We start from the raw sequence: 20,572 nt of genomic DNA on the forward strand, positions 1-20,572 counted from the left end.
AAGCAGGCGTCAATCAGCATGATAGGTTAAAGAAAAACGCGCACCAATTGGATTTGCTGGTCGCGGTTTAATATGTGTTGGCTTGTGGCCGGGTCCAGACAGCAGCCGGGCAGGGAGATGATACGGCCGTCATCCATCACCACCTCAATCGCCGTCCCTGCGCCACGGGTATAGACAATGGGCGTCTGGCAGAAAGTGAACGCCAGCGAGTTGGTGGGCAGGGGCAGCGTTTGTGGCTGCCCGGCCACGTCCACATAGTTGAAATTGCCCGGTTCGCTTAAAAACTCGTCCGGCCGCAGCAGCGTCGGCGCAAAATGAAGCGCGCCATTCTGCACGAAAACGCCCAACTCGCCCCAGCGCGTGAGAATTTCTTCCTTCACCTGGCCGGTCATGCCTGGCTGCTGCGCGCCCCGTCCCATTGGCGTATGCGAGTAGGGGTCGGTGGGGAATGCGCCGTAGGTGGCGGGCGTTTTGTTGTAACCCAGCCCGGCGCGAATGTCGTGATAGGCAGCGGCGAGGGCCTGAGCAACGGCCGTTGCCGCTCCCTCAGCCAACACCACCTGCTGATAACATTCTTGCGCCGCCAGCAGCAGCTTGGAGACCATGTGCCAGTAGATGCTGCCCAACCCTTCGTAAGCAAAAAACGTGCCAGAACGTCCGGTAAAGGCGCGATGGTTGAAGGTCGCCTCAAACAGATCAAGCAGGAAGGCGCGTTCGGCGGCGGCCAACTGGGCATAGGCGGCTTCCTGGGCCAAACCATCCAGGGTTCGTGCCACGTCATTGGCATTACGGAAACGGCCGTTAAAATGAAATACACCTGCCTCATCCCGCACCAGCAAACGGCCGTCGCCGGCCGCCACCAGCGCCGCCACCAACTCTGAGCCAGCCACCTGACCGGCAGCGACGTTGTTTTTCTGACGGAAACCAGGCAGTTTGCGGTTGGGATAAAGCATGTAGGTGTGTTGGTCGGCGCGGTACAGGTCGCTGTGGCGCAGGCTGTGCAGCAGCGCGGCGGCTTCGTCTGGGGCCAGCAGCCCGGCAGACAGAACAGCGACCTGCCCTTCCAACATCAGGTAGAGGTTTTCTATGGCCGCGCTTTGCCCATCATCCAGGCGCAGGATGTTATAGGTGTGGTAGAGGCCGTCGGGACGGCGGTTGGCGCGCAGGGTATGTTCGATGTAGTTTTGCGCCAGCGCCAGGAAGCCGTGCAGGTCGGAGCGGCTGATGGCGGTTTGGGCGGTGGGCAGGCCGTTTTGGTAGATGGTGGCGCGGTAGGCGGTGGCCGCCGCGCCCAACGCATCCATCAGCGCCCGCCGCGTTTTGTCCTCGAAGCCGGTGTCCAGGTAGGGTTGATGGGCAGTCAGGGTGGCTTGCACCGCCGCGAACAGGTCGGCAACGGCCGTATTCACCACAAACGCTTCGTCAGCGCCGCCAACCAACCGCGCCTGCCAAAAGGCGATAAAGCGGCGCAGATAAGCGGCCGTCACCACCGACAGCCCTTTGCCCACCAGGGCGTTGTTGGCGTCGTTCCATTCGGGGCGCTGGGTATTCATCCAGATGCCGCCGTCGGGGACCAGATTGGTGAGTTTAGCCAGCAGCAAAGTCAGCAATTTTTCGCTGAGGGTGACGTGGATGACCTGCCCGGCGGAATCGCGGTGCAGACGGCCGTCTGTGCCCAGGTGGGTGACGGCCGTTTCTATCGCCTGCTCCTGCGCCCAATCAAACGCAATGGTGTTGTACCAATCGGTCAGCATCTCCGTATAGGGCTTAAGGCGGTAAGGGACGTTGGCGTAAGCAAAAATAGGACGGTGGTCAAGACGCGCTAATACGCCGGGGTCGGTTTGTTCAGCAATTTCCAGCAGCTTTTGCAAATAGATGATCTGGTGGTCGCTCCAATAGCCGATGTTGGCCCAGGGGTTGTTTGGCTCCGGGATTTCCCACTCCAGGCCGTCACGAGTGACGCGGTATGGGTTGTAACCATCGGCGGTGGTGGCATTAAGGAATTTGGCGATCATGCCCGGCGCATAACCAGGAAAAGCCAGCGCCAGCGGCTCCCAATTTTGGAAAATATCGCGCCAGTTGCCCTGATAGTCGAGGCGCGGCGAGCCGTCTGGCTGTTTCAGGTTGATAGAGAACTGGTTCCACGGGCGGCTGGGGTCGCCATGGCGGCGGCTAAAGGTGAGCGGCAGATATTCGTAGCACAGGCGGATCAGGTCGGGGTTGTCGGCGGCGGCGGCCCGTTCATACAAATCACCGCTGGGTAACTGGGTGGGCAGCGCGGCGAACCAATCGGCCTGCCTGCCCAGCAGCGGGCGGTGACGTGTCTGAATAAAGTCGAGCAGGTCGCTCCGGTCTACCTGATAACCAGCGGCAAAGATGCCGCCGCGCATGATGTTAAACATGACGTTGGCAAAATGGTGGGCGGTGGTCGTAGGTTGGGCGGATATCTGTAAGCCATCGGCGGCGGCGACGTAGCGAACAAGATTTGCTGTGTTCTGGTCTATGTCGGTCTCAATTTGTTGTTCGATGCTCTGCCGATCTTGCCCCAACAAGCCGGCCAGCCGGGTGACGGCCGTGCTGTCTTGATTCACGTCGGCGATGATGTGCCAGCGGTGGTTTTGGCCCGGTGGCAGGGTAAGGGCGACGTTGACGAAATAAGCGCCCGCTTTGCCACAGATGTCTTGTTCGGGGGTGAGGGGACGGCCGTCGCCAAACGCCGCCACCTGCTCCGTACAAAGTAAATGAATGGGATTGTCTAATCCTACCTGCCAGGCGACAGTCGCCATGAGCGATTCGCTCGGCTCTGCCTGGTCGGTGAGGGTGGCGCTGAGGGCGAAGATGCCCAGGCCGGTGGCCGCGTCTAGTTCGCTGCGCTTATAGGCGTGCAGCAGGCTGCTCATGGTCGTCTGCAAGGCGTTGGTGGCGCCGTAGGGCAGCAAATTGTGCAGGCCGTCGAGCAGCTCAATCTGGCAGGATTGGTCGCTGTTATTCTCCAGCCAACAGGTGCGAATGAAACCAAAGCGGTCGCCTGTGCGCCAGCCACGCGCAGCGTCAGCCCTAAATCGTGGTTGATTTCGGCAAAGACGAGTTTGTTACCGGGGATGTTTTTGTACAGATGGCGTTCGCACCGATAAAGCGCGGCGTATTGGTTGGAAAAGGGGCGCCAGAGATGGGAACGGCCGTTGCGTTCCACCCGCAGCACCGTTTTGCTGCCGGTCTGTTCGTGATGGGCGGTGATTTTGTCTTCTGTTTCGTAGGGGAAGAGGGCGGAGTCGGCGTTGGTCCGGCCAGCCGTCAGGCCGCCCGTGCTGCTAATGAACAGCCAATGGTCCGCGCCGCTGACCAGACTCATGAAAAAGGGGGGCATCTGGTCGTAATGGGCAATGCGATAATAGGTCTCGCCCAGGAGATGGACAAACTCGCCGGTGGGCTGGGCGTCATTGGTCGAAAGGGGTGTACGGCCGAGGTAGAGGGTGTGATTTTTCATGGGTTATTTGCGGTTGTGGTCATGGCTTATGAGCCATGGGTCATAGGTGGCGCGTGGACGATCTGCGGTTCGCGGCCAATGTTTTCCTTGATGTCAATTTCGCCGCTGTACGGCCGACCGATCTAGCCAAAATTATACCCCAACACCCATAAGACCGCCCAGATACTCTGGCGGCGGCAATCCTCAATTTAACAAGAGACATCATGAGTGAGCTGCACCCACCCATGAAGCCTTCTGTGTTGGCTGCCTCTGGCATCGTAAAGTGGGCCGATTTGTGGCACAATCAGACTATGATCGCCGGAATCCGCAAGTCAGGGCCAGGGGGAGCAAACGCAAGCGACGTCAAGCTGCAAATGCATCAGCGACGGCCGTTGCTGTGGCTGGCAGTTTTGCTGATAACGGCCGTTTTCCTGCCTGATCGCGCCTGGAACACCCTGTTGGTCGGCTTTGGTGGTCTGTTCCTGGCCGCTTACGGCTGGACCTATTTTCTGATCCACGGGCTGCACGCCAGCCGCAAGCTCCGCTTTGGTTGGGTGGCTGTGGGCGACCGGCTGAGCGAACAGTTTGAATTGGTCAACGACAGCCCCATCCCGGCGCTGTGGGTCGAAGTGATAGACCAGTCCAATGTGCCCGGTTACAACGCGGCTGTGGTGCAAAGCCTCAGCATCGGCAGCCACATTCATTGGCGACAGTCGGCCATCTGCACGCGGCGTGGGCAGTTCACCCTGGGGCCGTGGGCGCTGCGCACCGGCGACCCGTTTGGCATCTTTTCGGCCACGCGCACTTACCCGGCCAGCGACGAAATCATCATCCACCCACCTATCCACAGCACGCTGCCCATCCCCCTGCCTTCTGGACAAAGCAGCGGGCGCGCCCACGCCCGCGAACGGGCGCAGCAGGCGACGATCAACGCCGCCGGCGCGCGCGCTTATCAGCCCGGCGACCCATTCCGCTGGATCCATTGGCGCGTCAGCGCCCACCGCGACGAGCTGTTTGTGCGGGAATTTGACCTGGACGCGGCCGGCGATTTGTGGCTGATGTTGGACATGCAAACGGCCGTGCAGTTAAACAACGCGGCTTTAGGGACCGAAGAACACGCTGTGCTGCTGGCTGCCGCCATCAGTGCGCGGGTGCTGCAAAACAACCGGGGCGTGGGCCTGGCAGCTTACGGTCGGACGCCGCAGGTGGCCCCACCCGCCAGGGGGAAGGCCAGCAGTGGCGGCTGCTGCGGGCGCTGGCCCTGGTGAGTGCCGATGGCCTGGTGGACGTGGGCGTGGGCTTGCGCGATCTGGCAAATCTGGCGCAGCGGGGCAGCACGGCCGTCATCATTACCGCCAACGGTTCAGCCGACTGGCTGCCGCAGTTAATGCACCTGACGCGCCTGGGCATCCAACCCATCGTCATTTTGCTGGATAGGGCCAGCTTCGGCGGCGAGGGAAACAGCGAAGGGCTGCGCGTCGCTATCCGGCAGTTGGGGTTTGCCGTTTACGTCGTGCGCCAGGGCGAAATCGGCGAACCGCTGGAACAGCATGAACGGCGCGGCTTTTGGGATTTTCGGGTTACGCCGCATGGGCGGACCATCGTCGTTCATAGCCCTTTTGAAAAGGTGTAGGTTTTGGGTAATCGGTAATCGGTAATCCGTAATCCGTAAGCCGTAGGCCGTTTCTGACCATGATAGCGCAGCTTACAGTTTGGGCCTGGAATCGGTTTCGCCCGCGGGAGGGCTGGTTGGCGCTGGCAGTGGCGGTGGCGCTGGTAGCCTGCGTGGCCGGGGCCATCCTGGAAGTGAACTGGACGCCAGAAGCAAACGTGGTAGGGGTAACGGCCGTGTTTGGTCTGCTGATGGGGCTGCTGCTGGCTAAACGCCCTACCAGCCCGCGCCTGGCCTGGACATTACTCACGCTTTATGGCCTGCTAATTAGCGGCATCGTTTTGGCGAATTTATGGCCGCCTACGGCCGTTTTACGCGCCGGTTGGTGGGCGACGGCCGATTATTGGCGACAAAGCAGCGCACTCTTTGTGGACCGGGCAGCCAGTTGGGTCGTCGCCATTTTTCAGGGCAACCCCAGTCAGGAAACCGTCGTTTTTGCTCTAGGTTTGGCGTTGGCCGCCTGGTTCCTGGTCGCTTACGCCACCTGGACTATCTTTCGCCAGCGACGGCCGCTGCCCGGTCTGGCATCACTCGGCGTCGCCCTGGCCGTTAATAACTACTTTGGCCTGGCGGAGTTGTGGTGGTTGGCTGTTTTTGTTGGGCTGGCCGCGCTGCTGGCTGCTCTGGTTCACTTTGCCACCCTGGAAGAAGAATGGCAGCGCGCCGGCATAGATTATTCCGCCGAAATTCGCCTTGAACTGATCATCGTTGGCGGCGGGACCGCCCTATGCCTGCTGATGTTATCTATGATTCTGCCCACCTTCAGCCTGAGCAAACTGGCGGCAGCTTTGCAAAACCATCCCCTGGTAGTAGAAACCGAAAAGACACTGGGGCAGGTTTTTGCCGGCGTAGAGCAGCCGCGCCAGGCAGGGCTTAGTCCGGGTAGACCGGGCGGCAGCGGCCTGCTGCCGCGCAATTACCTGCTGGGCAACCCACCTGAATTGGCCGACCAGGTGGTGATGACGGCGGCGCTGGAAATCGCCGCTCCAGATGGGCAATGGCTGCCAGCCACGGCCGCTGTGTTGGCTGGCGCTCATTGGCGGGGGTTGAGTTACAACGTGTACACCGGGCGCGGTTGGGCGTTGTCCGAAGAGCGCGAAGAGCCGGTTCCCACCGGGCAAACCATCGCCCTGCCAGACGCCGCCGGGCAAACGCACTTGCGGCAAACAATCGCCTGGCGGCAAGATGAACGGCTGATCCGCTATACAGTCGGCCTGCCCCTGACATTCGACCACGACGTGGTGGTGCAGTGGCGTGGGCTGGCGGATTTGTCGCGCGTCCAGGGCAAACCGGCCGAATACCAGGCCATGTCACGCCTGACGACGGCTGGAGCGGCCGCTTTACGGGCAACGGCCGTTGCCGACACGCCCTCCCTCATCCTTGCCCGCTACACACAGCTGCCCGGCAATTTGCCAGAGCGCATCCCCGCCCTGGCCCAAGAAATCGTCGGCGGCCTGGACAATCCGTATGATCAGGCGCGGGCGCTGGAGCAGTTTTTGCGCCAGTATCCCTACTCGCTGGATGTGGAACCGCCGCCGCCAGACCAGGACCCGGTGGATTATTTTTTGTTCGATTTGCAGCGCGGCTACTGTGATTATTACGCTTCGGCCATGGCGGTTATGGCGCGCAGCCTGGGCTTGCCGGCGCGCATCGCTGTGGGCTATCTGGCCCAGCCGCCGGACGAAACCGGCGTGCAGCACATCCGGCAGGCGGACGGCCATTCCTGGCCGGAGATATATTTTGCCGGATACGGCTGGGTGGAGTTTGAGCCGACGGCCGCTTTTGCCAGCCCTCATGATGCGGCACGGCCGTTCTTCACCGCGGAACCTACCTTCGACGATGTGTTGGCTGTGCCGCCGACGGCTTTGCCGCTGCGCCAACCAGCTCCCCGCCCAATTTCCTGGGCTGTCATTGCCGGAGGGCTGGGGCTGGTGGCTTTGCTGGTCGGAGCAGGCGTGTGGCTCTGGCGGCGGCCAACAAACGAGAAAATGGAGGATGGGGTCGTGTGGGTGTACGGCCGTTTGCAGCGGCAGGCAGAACGATTGGACCAACCGGCGCAGTCCGGCCAGACGCCGATGGAATTTAGCGCGGCGCTGCAAGAGCGGTTGGACCAGTTCGGCCAACATGCCCGGCTGACGGCCGTCTCGTCCAGGCTGAAACGGGGCGTGGCCCGGTTAACAGACCTGTACAATGAGCGCCGCTATTCCCCACCAACAACGGAGAACAGCGATGAAGATGAAACGGCCGTGCAAACCTGGCGCGAGATGAGACGGCCGTTGTACCAACTGTGGCTGGTCAAAAAAATCATGAAGTGACGCCAAACTGTATCCGTTCACGCCCCCTTGCAAATCCTCCCGGAGGCTGACAAGACAGGCAGAGATTCGCTCGCTTTAGCCTCCGAGAGGGTGATCCGATAGTCACCTTGTCACCTTGTCAGGTATAACCCTCTTTGGTCGGCAAAACCTGGCCGCGCACCTCACCAAAACCAACCCGGTAGCCATCTCCCTGGCTCCAGCCAGTCAGCGCCACTTCGTCGCCATCGGCCAGATAGCCGCGGGTTTGGCCGTCAGGCAGGCGCAGCGGCCGTTCCCCCCGCCAGGTTAACTCCAGCAAACAACCGGCCGAATCGGCCGTGGGACCGCTGATAGTCCCCGAAGCCAACAGGTCGCCAGGGTGCAAATCGCAGCCATTGCTGCTGTGATGGGCCAACTGCTGGCAAATGTCCCAATATAAATAATGATGGTTGGTGCGGCTGATGATGACCGGTTCACTCATTTCCGCGCTGCGAATATGCGCTTCCAGGTGAATATCCAGCGACCAATCGGCGGCGCGCTGCAAGTGGGGCAGGGGGGCGGGTTCCTGGGGAGGGCCAGGCTGCCGAAACGGCGCCAACGCTGCCAATGGTACCACCCAGGGAGAGATGGAAGTGGCGAAGTTTTTGGACAAAAATGGACCCAGCGGCTGGTATTCCCACCGTTGTATATCACGGGCGCTCCAGTCGTTCACCAGGACCAGGCCAAAAATATGGTCGGCGGCCTGGCTGATGGGAATCGGCTGCCCCAGGTCGTTGCCAGGACCCATAAAAAAGCCGACTTCCAGCTCAAAATCCAGCTCTTGGCTGGGACCAAATACAGGCGCGGCCTGGGGTTCGGGGCGGGTTTGCCCGTGCGGCCGCCGCACCGGCTGCCCGCTGACGACGATGGAACTGGCACGGCCGTGATAAGCCACCGGCAAATGACGCCAGTTGGGCATCAGGGCGTTGTCTGGGCCGCGAAACATGGTCCCCACACTGCGGGCGTGGTCCAGCGAGGCGTAGAAATCGGTGTAATCGCCAATCGCCGCCGGCAGGTGCATGGTGACGGCCGTTTGCCGCCAAAACGCCGCCGCCCGCAGCGGCTGGTTGTCGCGCAGGGTGGGGGTATCGGCGTGCAGCAGGGTTTGCAAGCGCGCGCGTGTTGGCTGCCAAAACGGCCGTCCCCCGGCCATAAACGCATTCAGGCTGCTTTGCCCAAAAACGGCCGCTGCCGTAAATGGTAAATCAGCCAGCAGCCCGGCTTGCGCCAGAACAAGCAGGTCCAGCACCCATTCGCCCACGGCCACACCCACGCGCGGCCGTCCACCACCTGGCGGCGTAAAAACGCCATAGGGTAAATTATGCCAGGAAAAATGGGAATCTGATTTTATCTCAACAAAAGAGTGGGACATAAAGCGGTGGTGAGGATAAAAAAAGCCCCGCTGATGCAACTGGCGGGGCTATCATCTGACTCAGCGCTGCGCTTGAATTAAGCAGCTTTTTTCAAAACGGGCAAACCATTGCGGCTTTCAGAAACCTGGTAGCCGGCCGGAACGTCATCAATAGCGCCATCTTTCACTTCTTTGGCGAAAAAATAAATCGTTTGCTGACGGCCGTTCTTCAACGTAGTTTCCCGCTTGTGCAGATAGTAAGTTCTATCTTTGGAGTTCTTGAAACTGTAAGCCATTTTTCCCTTCCTTATAGAATGAATTTCGTTTGACTGGCTGCTGTTTGCCAGCCAATCTCGTTGAAACGATTTTGCCGTCCTGACCCCATACTCCTCACAGGAGGTAGGATAGTGCAGCAGAGACACATCTTAAAACAAGATGGGCAACTTGGCAAGCAATTTGCGCCACGATTAAGAAATTACTACCAGAGAAGCTAGATTTGACACCCAACCGCTTCACCTGTGTTATAATGCTGCGTTTTATTCCAACAACCATCATGAGGTATAAACCTGTGACTAACACAACCGAACGAGAAACGGCCGTCGCCAGACCAACAAGAAGCCTCAAAGCCTACGCCGGGTTAACCCTGCGCGGCATGGCCATGGGCGCTTCAGACATCGTGCCCGGCGTTTCTGGCGGCACCATGGCCTTTATCCTGGGCATTTACGAAGAACTGATAGATTCTATCCGCACCATCGGCCGACCAGAATTTCTTAGCGCCGCGTTGCGCCTGCGCATTCGCCAGGCGCTGCAAATCCTCAACTGGCCCTTCTTACTGGCCGTTGGCCTGGGTATCTTCATCTCCGTACTCACGCTGTCTGGCTTGCTAGAATGGCTGCTGGTCAACCAGCCCGTCTACATCTGGAGCTTCTTCTTTGGTCTGGTTCTGGCGTCTGCCTTCACTGTGAGCAAGCGGATTCCCCACTGGACGGTACCGCTCATCCTCACCACCCTGGCCGGGGCGGCGGCGGCTTATCTGCTGGTGGGCATGGTCCCAGCGCAAACCCCCAATACCTGGTGGTTCCTCATTCTCAGCGGTGCGCTGGCAAGCTGCGCCATGATCCTGCCGGGTATCTCTGGCGCATTTATTCTGGTGATTCTGGGCAAATATGCCTTCATCCTCAACGCAGTGAATACCCGCGACCTTGTGAGCATCGGTTTGTTGGGCATTGGCGCGGCCATTGGTCTGATCTCATTCGCCCAGGTTCTCAGTTGGATGTTTAAGCAGCACCACAATCTGACCGTCGCTGTCTTGATTGGCCTGATGCTGGGCAGCCTGCGTAAGATTTGGCCCTGGCAAATCGCCATCGGCGATGGTCATGGCGCTGAAACCACCAGCCAACACATCAACATCTTGCCCAGTCTGGCTACGTCGGCCGACGTGCTGCAAGTGGTGGCGGCCGTGGCGTTGATGATCACTGGCATCGTCGCCATTGTGGTTCTGGATCGGGTAGCCAATCTCAAAGAACAAGTTGCCGAGGGGTGATGTAGCCGTGCCACAAAGACCGATTCAGGCTGTTTTGTTTGATTTGGATGATACCTTGCTGGATTGGTCGGCGCGGCGTGACGATGGGGCTGTCTATCACCGGCCACATCTGACCCGGTTATACGGCTATCTGGCCGAATGTGGCCACGATCTGCCAGCAGAAGCGGTGTTTTTGGGCGCTTTTGACACGGCCGTCACTGCTGCCTGGGCCGAAGCCAAAAAAACGTGGCAGGGCGTCAACTTCGCCAACACCCTGCAAACCATCTTCACCAACCTCGGTTTAGATACCGCCAGCATAGACATAACGGCCGTCCTCCTTGCCTACGACTGGCAACCCATTCCCGACGTTAGCCTCTACGCCGACGCCATCCCGGTGTTAGCGACGCTGCGCCAACAGAACTACCGGCTGGGGCTGATCACCAATTCCATGATGCCTATGTGGATGCGCGACATTGAACTGCAAGCCTATGGCATCCTCGACTATTTTGCGGCGCGCATCACTTCGGGCGACGTTGGGTATATGAAACCCCACCCCGCTATTTATACCCACACACTATCTTTGTTAAACGTCCGGCCAGAGCAAGCCGTATTTGTCGGCGACCGGCCGTCTAACGACATTGTTGGCGCCAACGCCGCCGGGCTTACCAGCGTGCTGATGGCCCCATCTCACCTGGGTCGTGAACAAAAAGAACTCGCCGCCGAAGCCCGGCCAGACTTTGTGATCACCACATTGACCGAATTACTGCCACTGCTAGACAGCCTGCAAGGTGGGTCAGGCAAAGATGGTTGATCCAGTGTTCAGTGTTCGGTGTTCGGTGTTCGGTGTTCAGTGTTCAGTGTTCGGTGTTCGGTGCGTGTTTTCCAGAGGCAACGCCGACTGAAAACTGGTCACTGAACACTGGTTACTGGTTACTGGTTACTGAATACTGATCCTCAGGAGGAAGACATGACAAAAATTGGTCGAAATGATCCCTGCTATTGTGGCAGCGGCAAAAAATATAAGAACTGCCATATGCAAGCCGACAACGATATCACCCGCGAAAAACGGGCCTGGGCAGAAGCCGGCCGCTTCCTACGGCGCGACATCATCCAATTTGCCCGGCAAGAACGTTTTGCTACGGCCGTCGCCGAAGCCCTACCCTTTTACTGGAACAACTTCTACGACGCGGCCACGGCCAGCGACATGAGCATGCCCGAAGGCGTGCGCTTTTTTGACTGGTTTGTCTACGATTATCAGCCCGACGGCCGTCGTCTGTTAGACCTCTACGCTGAAGAAAATCGAGACAGCCTCTCCCATCACCAGCAAATCACGCTAGATCGCTGGCTGACCGAGACCGTAACCGGCGCCTACGAGCTGACCGGCTACGACGGCCAGACACTCCATCTGCGCGACTTTATGACCGGCGAAACCTACGACATATTTGAAGCCGGCGGGCATGGCAACGTGGAGATCGGCGAGGTGATCATCACCCGCCTGGTTCCGGTGCATGATCAGTTGGAAATGAGCGTCTCAGCCGCCTACCTGCCCGCTGCCGAAATCGCCGACCTGGCCGACAAATTGGCCGCAGCCAAAGCCGCCGATGCCGAAACATATCCCGATGCCGACCACCAGGAGTTTATGCGCCGCCACAACTACATATTGGTACACCACGCCCTGGAACACGCCGCCATCCAGGGCCGCCCACCCGTCGCCCGGCTCAATCCCGACCGCGATGACCTGAAAACGCAGAAGCGCGTCACCAAAATAAAAAGACGTCTGCAATGAACCAGCTTCTCATTCGCCCGCAAAAAACGCCTTTGCGCGGCCGCATCCACGTGCCCGGCGACAAGTCCATCAGCCACCGGGCCGTTATGCTGGGCGCATTGGCCGAGGGCGTCAGCCGCATTCGCAACTGGCTGCCGGCCGGGGACACCATCGCCACATTGCAAGGATTTCAGGCTTTGGGTGTGCCCATTACCATCGAAGAACGCAGCCCGACAGCCTGGGATTTAACCATTGAGGGGCGGGGATTGTTTGGTTTACGGCCGTCAGCCCAGCCCATCAACTGCCGCAACGCCGGCACCTTCATGCGCCTGATGGCCGGTATTCTGGCCGGGCAGCGCTTCGCCGCCACCCTGGACGGCAGCGAGCAGCTTCGCCGCCGCCCTATGCGCCGCATCGCCGAACCGCTGCAACAGATGGGCGCAAACATCACCACCACCAACGGCCGTGCCCCCTTGCACATCCAACCGGCCAGCCTGCGCCCCACCGAATTCCGCCTGACCGTCGCCAGCGCCCAGGTGAAAAGCGCCCTGCTTCTGGCCGCCCTCTACACACCCGGCGAAACGCGCATCTACCAGCCCGGCCCGGCCCGCGACCACACCGAACGCATGTTACAAGCTGTCGGCGTAGACGTACAAGTCGCGGGTGACTGGATCAGCCTGCACAATCCGGGTGATTTGCGCCTGAAGCCGTTGGACCTCACCGTGCCGGGCGATATTTCCTCGGCCGCCTTTCCGCTGGTGGCGGCGGCCATCGTCCCCCATTCAGAAATCACCATCGCCAACGTGGGCTATAACGAGACGCGCACCGGCATCCTGGACATGCTGGCGCAGATGGGGGCGCAGTTTACGGTGAGCAATGAGCGGCTGACGGGGGGAGAAACGGCCGTTGACCTCACCATCACCTTCAACGAACTACACAGCGCCGACATCAGCGGCCCGGTAGTCGTGCGCGGCATAGACGAGTTTCCCATCCTGGCCGTGGCCGCCACCCAGGCCGCCGGCCCCACCACCGTGCGCGACGCCGCCGAACTGCGCGTTAAAGAGGTAGACCGCATCAGCGTGCTGGCCGGTGAACTGCGCAAATTGAACATCAGCATGGACGAGCAGCCCGACGGTTTCACCATTCACGGCCCCGTCCACCCCTACGCCGCCGCAGTAGACAGCCACGATGACCACCGCCTGGGCATGGCCCTGGCCGTCCTCGGCCTGGTCACCCGCGGCCACAGCCTCATCCATCACGCCGACTGCATGGCCGACAGCTTCCCCGGTTTCGTGGAAACCATGCAGGCGTTGGGGGCCGACATGACCTGGGTGGCGGCTGACGACTGACAGGTAAACATTCATCGCTCATCGTTATGACAACTATTTCCGGCAAAACCCAACTGCTCGGCCTGCTTGGTTGGCCGGTGGCCCACAGCCTCAGCCCGGCGATGCACAATGCAGCAGCGGCCGCTTTGGGGTTAGATGTAGTCTATGTGCCGCTGCCGGTGCGCCCGGAGGATGTAGGCACGGCCGTTCCTGCCCTTATCACCCTCGGCTTTTTGGGGGCCAACGTCACCGTGCCCTACAAACAAACCGTCATCCCCTACCTGGACGCTCTGGAACCCGCCGCTGAAGCCATCGGCGCAGTCAATACAATTGTGGTGCAGCAATCAGCCGTGAACAATCGCCAGACCCTCGGCGGCAACACCGACTGGTCCGGCTTTCTGGCCGATTTAGCTGAATTGGGCGTGCCGGTAAACGGCCGTGACTGTCTGGTCCTCGGCGCCGGCGGTTCGGCGCGGGCGGTGGCCTATGGGCTGGCGACGGCCGGTGGTCGGGTGCAGGTATTGGCCCGCCGCGTAGCCCAGGCGCAGGCATTGGTCGAAGCCATCGCCCCCCGTTTGCCCCACCCGCCAGACGGCTGGCTGAACGCCTGGCCGCTGGCCGAATTGGCAGCGGCCGTCACCGCCACCACCTCCCCCCTCATCGTCAACACCACCCCCCTGGGCATGATCCCCCACCTGGATTCTTCGCCCTGGCCCGCTGGCCTGCCCATTCCACCCGGCGCTTTTGTGTACGATCTGGTCTATAATCCGCCCATCACCAAATTCATGCGCCAGGCGCAAGCCGCCGGCTGCCAGACGACCAACGGCCTGGGCATGTTGCTCTGGCAAGGCGCAAAAGCGTTTGCCTTATGGACCGGGCGCGCGCCGGACGTGGCCGTGATGCGCGCGGCGTTGGGGACAAGATGACAAGGTGACAAGTGATGGGTTAAAAGGATTCTCTTATGACTGCGGACCTGATTTTACATAACGCGAAGATTTACACAGTGGATGAAAGACGGCCGTGGGCCGAAGCGGCGGCCATCGCCAACGGCCGTTTTGTGGCCGTCGGTGACAACAACACCATCGGTCAACTGGCCGGGCCACAGACAAAATGGATAGACGCCAACGGCCGTCTCGCCCTGCCCGGCCTCACAGACGCCCACGTCCACTTCTTGCAAGTCGCCATCCGGCGGCGGCAGGCCAGCCTGTTTGGCGTGGCCGATTTTGCCGCGGTGCAGCGGTTGGTGGCAGCGGCCGCAGCCCAAACCACGCCCGGCCACTGGCTGCTGGGTTGGGGCTGGGACGAAAACCTGTGGGACGTGGCCCCGACCGCCGCCCAACTGGACGCCATCGCGCCCGACATACCCATCGCCCTGGCGCGCATGGACATGCACACCTGGTGGGTTAATTCGGCCGCGCTGCGCCTGGCAGGCATAGACGCCACCACGCCCGACCCGCCAGAAAGCAAAATCGAACGAGACGAAAACGGCCGTCCCACCGGCATCTTGCGCGAGTGGAACGCCATCGAACTGGTCCAGGTCCACATCCCTGAACCCGACATGGCCGCGATGGAAACCTGGCTGCGCGAAGCCATCGGCGAAGCCCACCGCCTGGGCCTCACCGGCATCCACGACCAGCGCGTCGAGCGCGAAGGCTGGCAGAGCTTCCGCCTGTGGCAAACGCTGCGCCGCCAAAACAAGCTGAAACTGCGCGTTCACATGAACATCGCCGCCGATTATATCGGCGAGGCGGCCGTGTTGGGCTTGCAGCCCGGTTTCGGCGACGATACCTTGTGGATTGGTCACGCCAAGTCGTTTGCCGACGGCACGATGGGGTCGCGCACCGCCTCCATGCTGGCCCCATTTGAGCGCGAGCCAGACAACCAGGGCGTCATCGTCACCGGCGCAGACGAATTGTGGCAGATTGCCACCCAGGCCGCCGCCGCCGGTTTCGCCATGTCGGTCCACGCCATCGGCGACCGGGCCGTGCGCGAGGTGATTGATGTGTTGGGCGAGCGGCAAAGCGCCGACGCCGCCGCCGGGCCACTGCTGCCCCATCGCATCGAACATGTCCAACTGATCCACCCCGACGATTTGCCACGGCTGGCGCGGCACAATCTGGTAGCCTCCATGCAGCCGGTGCATTTGCTCACCGATTGGTCCACCGCCGACCGGGTATGGGGTGGACGCGCCCGCTATGCGTATGCCTTCCGCGCGCTGTTGGACGAGGGCACGCCCCTGGCCTTCGGCTCAGACGCGCCGGTTGCGCCCTTAAACCCAATGTTGGGCATCTACGCCGCCCTGACGCGCCAGGATGAACAGGGTTTACCGGCAGCCGGCTGGTACCCGGAGGAGAAACTGAAGCTGCCGGAAATTATCTGGGCCTACACGATGGGACCGGCGGCGCTGGCCGGCAAAACGGCCGTGCAAGGCTCCATCACCCCCGGCAAATGGGCCGACCTCATCCTGTTGGCCGACGACTTGTTCACCATCCCCCCCGCCGCCGTCAAAGACGCCAGGGTAGACATGACAATTTTTAGCGGCGAGGTTGTATTTCAGAGGAAGTGACCAGTAAGCGGTGAAGTATCTTCCACTGACCACTGAACACGCCACCTATGACCAACCATCCCCTCACCCCCGCCCCGCCGTCCTGGCAGCTTCGGGCGGAATTGGCGCAGGCGCAGCAGGCGTGGCGGCAGGCGGAAGCGGATTTGGCTGCGGAGCAGGCGGCCGTGAACGCCTTTCGGATGCACTGCCGCCTGAAATTAGATGACCTGGTAGACCATTTGCAGGTATTGGCGACGGCGAAACAATCGCTGCTGACGCGCCTGGAACTGCTGCGCCAGACGGCCGCAGCGCTGCCCGACGACGCTGATTCATTCTGGCAAACGGCCGTTCCCCCCGCCGACCCCGAAGCCGACCTGTCCGACCTGCTGCCCACCGCCACCCCCCGCGATAAAGCCGCCGAAAAACGGCTCTATCGGGAACTGGCGCGCCGCTTTCATCCTGATCTGGCGGAAACGGCCGTTGAACAAGCCTATCGCACGGCCATCATGGCCGCCGTCAACACGGCCTACGAGCGCGACGACGCCCAGGCCCTCTACGACCTGGCCGGGGAATTAGACCCGCGCGAATTGGCCGAATTACAAAGCATCGAATCCAGCGAAACGCGCCGTCTGCGCGAACAAATCATGAAGGTGCAGCGGCTGCGGCGCAAGGCCATCCAGCAGTTGCAATCACTGCGCCAGGAGAACACGGCCAAATTGTGGCGCAAAGCGCAAGAGTTGGAGCAAGACGGGGACAATTGGTGGGACAGCGTACGGCGGGAACTGGCAGCGGCCGTCGCCCGGCGGCAGGCGGTGGTAGACCACCTGGCGGCGCAGTTGGCGGCGCTGGAAGCATGGGCGGATGAGTAAAAAAATGGCAACGGCCGTTCCCGGCGCACAGATTGCCTGACACTTTATTGACAAGATAAGACGCCGCAAACCGATTTGTTTAACGATTGACGTATAACGCCGAACGTTACAAACTTCAAAAATGATTCAAAGCTTCAAAGGCAAAGAAGCTGAAAAAGTATTTCAACGTACCCGATCCCGTCGACTGCCACAAGATATTCAACAGGCGGCTTTGCGTAAGCTGCGTATGCTGAATCGGGCCACCGATTTGAACGATTTGCGCGTCCCGCCCGCCAATCGGTTGGAGAAGTTAAGAGGGGATCGGGATGGCTTAGACAGTATTCGCATTAACGATCAGTGGCGAATTTGTTTTGAGTGGCGCGATGGCGATGCTTACGACGTCGAGATCGTGGATTATCATTGAGGGATGTGATGAACGACGAAAAATTAGACCCGGTTCATCCTGGTGAAGTGCTGCTGGAAGAGTTTTTGACGCCTATGGGACTGAGCCAAAATCGTCTGGCGGTGGACATTCGTGTACCGCCACGCCGCATCAATGAGATTGTCCAGGGCAAGCGGCGTATCACAGCCGACACTGCCCTGCGACTGGCCCACTACTTCAATATGTCGGCCGAGTTTTGGCTAGGCTTGCAGATGGACTATGACCTGGATATGGCGATGGATGAAATCGGTCCACGCATCGCCAGGGAAGTAATCACATACGCTGTTTCTACACCGGCAACGGCCGTTCTTCACGACGCATCGGAAACGCTTTACCCGGCTGTCGCCACCACCAAGGTGGATGCCGAGATTTAACAAATCTGTACCAATTATCTCTCGATTTACGGCAATTCCAATTTTGGTAGGGGCGCGCGGGCAGCAGCCACAGCGGACGCCATTTTCCCGCGCCGTCTCGCCCATTTTCGCCTGAACCGGGCGAGACAGGCGGCCGCCGAGATGTTGGCGAATGGCCGAGACATTGGCCCGCCTGTCCCGCCACTACGAGCAGGTTCATCATTGGAATTGCTGCTCGATTTATCCATCTGGCGCTAAATCCGGCAGGATGGCCGCCAGCAGCGCCCGTTCCCCTGCTTCATCACAAACTTCACCGTCTAGCCGCGCCGCCAACAGCCGGTCTAGGATGACGGCAAACTGCGGCCCTGGCTTCAGCCCTATCTGGCGCAAATCGTCGCCCGAAACGGCCGTTTCCACCCGCCGCCCCTCACGCACATACCACTCCAACCAGCCAACTGCGGCCGCATCGGTTACGGCGATTCTGGCCGTCAGCAGCACGCGGGGAGGGAACGGCCGTAAGACAAAGGCCACCTGGCTGCGTCGCGCCGCCGCCGACAAACCGGACACCACATCCAGCAAACGGACCACCGCGGCCACATCGTCCCGTGTGGCTTTGCGCACCCGCAGGCGGCTCATCACCACCGTCTGTTCGGCTGGCGGCAGCGGCAGCAGCCACAGCGCAAAATACAAAAAGACCGGCGTATCATCCGGCAAAGCCGCCCGCCAGACCGGGTCGGCCAGGAGGATGGGGACGCGGGCAAAGGCAACGGCCGTTGCCGCCTCCCAACGCAGCGCCGGATGAATGTGGGGCAGCACCCCCATCGCCCACAAGCGGGCCATCACGTCCGCCGGAGAGCGTTCGCGCAGCGCCAGTTCCAACTCATGGCGGATGCGGTCGCCGGTCACTCGGTCCAGCATCGGTAGGCCATCGGCCAGCAGTTCGGCCGTGCGCGGCTCGATGACAAATTTCAGCCGCTGCTCGTAGCGTGCGGCGCGCAGAATGCGCGTCGGGTCATCAATAAAGCTGAGGCTGTGCAGCACGCGCACCAACCCCTGCTGCAAATCTTTGCGCCCGCCGTAAAAATCCAACAATTCACCCAAATGCGCCCCATCCAGCCGCACGGCCAGGGTATTGATGGTGAAGTCGCGCCGGTGTAAATCCAGCTTGATGGAGCCACGTTCCACCTGCGGCAGCGCCGTCGGTTCCTTGTAAAATTCGCTGCGCGCCGTGACAAAATCAATCGAATCGGGCAGCGGCCGGCCAGACACGGCCGTCCAACCCTCTGCTTGCGGCGTAAAAACGGCCACCACTTGCTGCCAAATGTCCGCGGTGACAAACCATTTGCCGGTTCCAAAACGGCGGTGGGTATGAAGTTCGCCGCCGAAGCGCGCCTGTAATTTTTTCACCAGGGCGATGGCGTCCCCTTCTACCACCATGTCCAAGTCGGTGGGCGCATGGCCCAGCAGCAGGTCGCGCACCAGCCCGCCGACAAAATAAAGCGGCATATCCAACTCGGCGGCGGCGGCGCTGACGGCCAGCACCATGCCCCACAGCGGCGGCGCCAGCGCGTCGCGCAGCAGCCGTTTCACGTCCGGCTCGGCAGCGTCACGCGGCGGCTGGAAGAGGAAACTGAGCAGATCGGTGCGGGTGACGACGCCGATGGGGTAGCCCGCAGCATTGTCCGGGCCGCCGTCGGCGACCACCGGAATCTGCCCCCAACCTTCGTCCAGCATCAACTGCTGCACGCGCTCAATCGAATCCGACGGCCGTACCGTCACCGCCCCCTTTTTCATCACCCGCGTCACCGGGAAGCGGCCCAGATCATGGCTGACAGCGCGGTCTACGCCGCGCCGGGTGAGCAGCCCTACCACCTGGCGCGTCTGCGGGTCTACCACCGGGTAGCCTTCGTGGCCCGAACGCTGCATCAAAACGGCCGCTTCGGCCACGGTCGCCGTCGGTTCCAGGGTTTGCACCCCAAAAGACATGATTTGGATGACGCGGACCATTGGCTCGACGGCCTGGGGCAGCAAGCTGTTTAACTCGGCCACCACCACCGCCAACGGCCGTCCGACAATCATCGCGGCGGCCGCCCGGCTGTGGCCGCCGCCGCCCAACGCCCGCGCCACCTGAGCCACGTCTACGGTGTCGTGGTTGCTGCGGGCTACCAACTGCACATCTTTGCCTAACTGTACCAGGGCAAACAGCCCGGCCGGCGTCAGCGCATCGCGCAGCCGGTGGACAACAGAGGAGATTTCGTCGTCAAAATCATCTGGAGCGGCGGCAGCGGCCACGACGATGTTTTGGCCGTGAATGCGCTGCCAGTTAGCGGCAGTCTGGAGGCGGTCGTAGAGTTCTCGCTGCACGGCCGTCAGCGGAATGTTCAAAAAGCGCCGCACCACCGGCAGCTGCGCCCCCTGATCCAGCAGCCAGGCGGCCGCCAAAGCGTCTCGACCGGTTGTTGTATCATAAGTCAACGAGCCGGTGTCCTCGTAAATGCCCAGGAGCAGCAAAGTAGCTTCCTCGGTCGTCAGCGCCAGCCCGGAAGCCTGCAAGCGTTCCACCAGCAGCGTTGTGGTCGCGCCCACCGCCTCCACCTGATACGTCCAGCCCGCCTGCTCGCCCCGGTCTAACTGGCCGACGTGGTGATCAATCACCAATACCTGCGGCTTCCGTGTCAGGCCACGCACGCTGGCGAGCGCCTGGGTATCCACCAACAGCACCTCATCTACGCGCCGTTTTTGCCAATCTTGCGGCCGGGTGTAGGGCAGCGCGTCCCAATACAATGTCAGGAACTGCTGCACGTTGCGGTTTACCCGACGGGGCAGCAGCGGGATGCCGTGCGGATACAACTTGTAGGCTCCCAATTGAGAAGCGATGGCGTCAAAATCGCCGTTTTCGTGGGTGAGGATGAGCAGCATAAGGCTCATTATACCTCAGGTGATCACC

At 60.9% G+C, this 20,572-nt stretch carries 15 protein-coding genes and 1 pseudogene; 12 read left to right on the forward strand and 4 right to left on the reverse strand.

Annotated elements, in window-relative coordinates; translation table 11 throughout:
- Window positions 1-26: 26 nt before the first annotated feature.
- Window positions 27-3,487, reverse strand: a pseudogene (locus IPM39_03585) (hypothetical protein).
- Window positions 3,488-3,690: 203 nt separating this feature from the next.
- Here IPM39_03585 and IPM39_03590 point away from each other — a divergent pair.
- The 3 genes from IPM39_03590 to IPM39_03600 are packed head-to-tail and all read left to right on the forward strand — an operon-like array spanning window position 3,691 to window position 7,453.
- Entirely contained in the window at window positions 3,691-4,734 is a 1,044-nt protein-coding gene (locus IPM39_03590; GenBank protein ID MBK8985153.1) for a DUF58 domain-containing protein, read from the forward strand.
- On the forward strand, window positions 4,731-5,099 hold the full coding sequence (locus IPM39_03595; protein ID MBK8985154.1) for a hypothetical protein: 369 nt from the start codon (window positions 4,731-4,733) through the stop codon (window positions 5,097-5,099). Before IPM39_03590 ends, IPM39_03595 begins: the two co-directional genes overlap by 4 nt.
- 59 nt (window positions 5,100-5,158) lie before the next feature.
- Window positions 5,159-7,453, forward strand: a complete 2,295-nt coding sequence (locus tag IPM39_03600; GenBank protein ID MBK8985155.1) for a transglutaminase domain-containing protein — start codon at window positions 5,159-5,161, stop codon at window positions 7,451-7,453.
- Window positions 7,454-7,571: 118 nt separating this feature from the next.
- Here the strand turns inward: IPM39_03600 and fahA are convergent, their stop codons facing one another.
- Together fahA and IPM39_03610 are read right to left on the reverse strand one after the other, a co-directional pair.
- Window positions 7,572-8,843 carry a fumarylacetoacetase gene (fahA, locus tag IPM39_03605; protein MBK8985156.1) on the reverse strand — a complete coding sequence of 424 codons (1,272 nt, stop codon included), beginning with the start codon at window positions 8,841-8,843 and terminating at the stop codon, window positions 7,572-7,574.
- A gap of 77 nt (window positions 8,844-8,920) precedes the next feature.
- On the reverse strand, window positions 8,921-9,118 hold the full coding sequence (locus IPM39_03610) for a hypothetical protein (protein ID MBK8985157.1): 198 nt from the start codon (window positions 9,116-9,118) through the stop codon (window positions 8,921-8,923).
- A 257-nt stretch (window positions 9,119-9,375) separates the two neighbouring features.
- Between IPM39_03610 and IPM39_03615 the strand changes: the two genes are divergently transcribed.
- The 9 genes from IPM39_03615 (at window position 9,376) to IPM39_03655 (ending at window position 17,646) form a co-directional block, all read left to right on the forward strand.
- On the forward strand, window positions 9,376-10,365 hold the full coding sequence (locus tag IPM39_03615) for a DUF368 domain-containing protein (protein ID MBK8985158.1): 990 nt from the start codon (window positions 9,376-9,378) through the stop codon (window positions 10,363-10,365).
- A 7-nt stretch (window positions 10,366-10,372) separates the two neighbouring features.
- Complete coding sequence (locus tag IPM39_03620) at window positions 10,373-11,155, forward strand: HAD-IA family hydrolase (protein ID MBK8985159.1); 783 nt, start codon at window positions 10,373-10,375, stop codon at window positions 11,153-11,155.
- 156 nt (window positions 11,156-11,311) lie between these two features.
- Entirely contained in the window at window positions 11,312-12,130 is an 819-nt protein-coding gene (locus IPM39_03625; GenBank protein ID MBK8985160.1) for an SEC-C domain-containing protein, read from the forward strand.
- The gene (gene aroA, locus IPM39_03630; GenBank protein MBK8985161.1) at window positions 12,127-13,458 is read left to right on the forward strand and encodes a 3-phosphoshikimate 1-carboxyvinyltransferase; all 1,332 of its coding nucleotides are present in this window, start codon (window positions 12,127-12,129) and stop codon (window positions 13,456-13,458) included. The genes IPM39_03625 and aroA overlap by 4 nt, the downstream gene beginning before the upstream one ends.
- A gap of 26 nt (window positions 13,459-13,484) precedes the next feature.
- On the forward strand, window positions 13,485-14,363 hold the full coding sequence (locus IPM39_03635) for a shikimate dehydrogenase (protein MBK8985162.1): 879 nt from the start codon (window positions 13,485-13,487) through the stop codon (window positions 14,361-14,363).
- Between the two features lie 35 nt (window positions 14,364-14,398).
- Window positions 14,399-16,003, forward strand: coding sequence for an amidohydrolase (locus IPM39_03640; GenBank protein ID MBK8985163.1), 1,605 nt, complete (start codon window positions 14,399-14,401; stop codon window positions 16,001-16,003).
- A gap of 47 nt (window positions 16,004-16,050) precedes the next feature.
- Window positions 16,051-16,851 (forward strand): hypothetical protein, encoded by an 801-nt coding sequence (locus IPM39_03645; GenBank protein MBK8985164.1) that lies wholly within the window; start codon window positions 16,051-16,053, stop codon window positions 16,849-16,851.
- Between the two features lie 121 nt (window positions 16,852-16,972).
- Window positions 16,973-17,254 carry a type II toxin-antitoxin system RelE/ParE family toxin gene (locus IPM39_03650; protein MBK8985165.1) on the forward strand — a complete coding sequence of 94 codons (282 nt, stop codon included), beginning with the start codon at window positions 16,973-16,975 and terminating at the stop codon, window positions 17,252-17,254.
- Between the two features lie 8 nt (window positions 17,255-17,262).
- Window positions 17,263-17,646: a HigA family addiction module antidote protein gene (locus tag IPM39_03655; GenBank protein ID MBK8985166.1), complete on the forward strand. Its 384-nt coding sequence runs from the start codon at window positions 17,263-17,265 to the stop codon at window positions 17,644-17,646.
- A gap of 219 nt (window positions 17,647-17,865) precedes the next feature.
- Here the strand turns inward: IPM39_03655 and IPM39_03660 are convergent, their stop codons facing one another.
- Window positions 17,866-20,553 carry a CBS domain-containing protein gene (locus IPM39_03660; GenBank protein MBK8985167.1) on the reverse strand — a complete coding sequence of 896 codons (2,688 nt, stop codon included), beginning with the start codon at window positions 20,551-20,553 and terminating at the stop codon, window positions 17,866-17,868.
- Window positions 20,554-20,572: the final 19 nt, after the last annotated feature.

This window comes from Candidatus Leptovillus gracilis (assembly GCA_016716065.1).
GTDB classification, from domain to species: Bacteria; Chloroflexota; Anaerolineae; order Promineifilales; family Promineifilaceae; genus Leptovillus; species Leptovillus gracilis.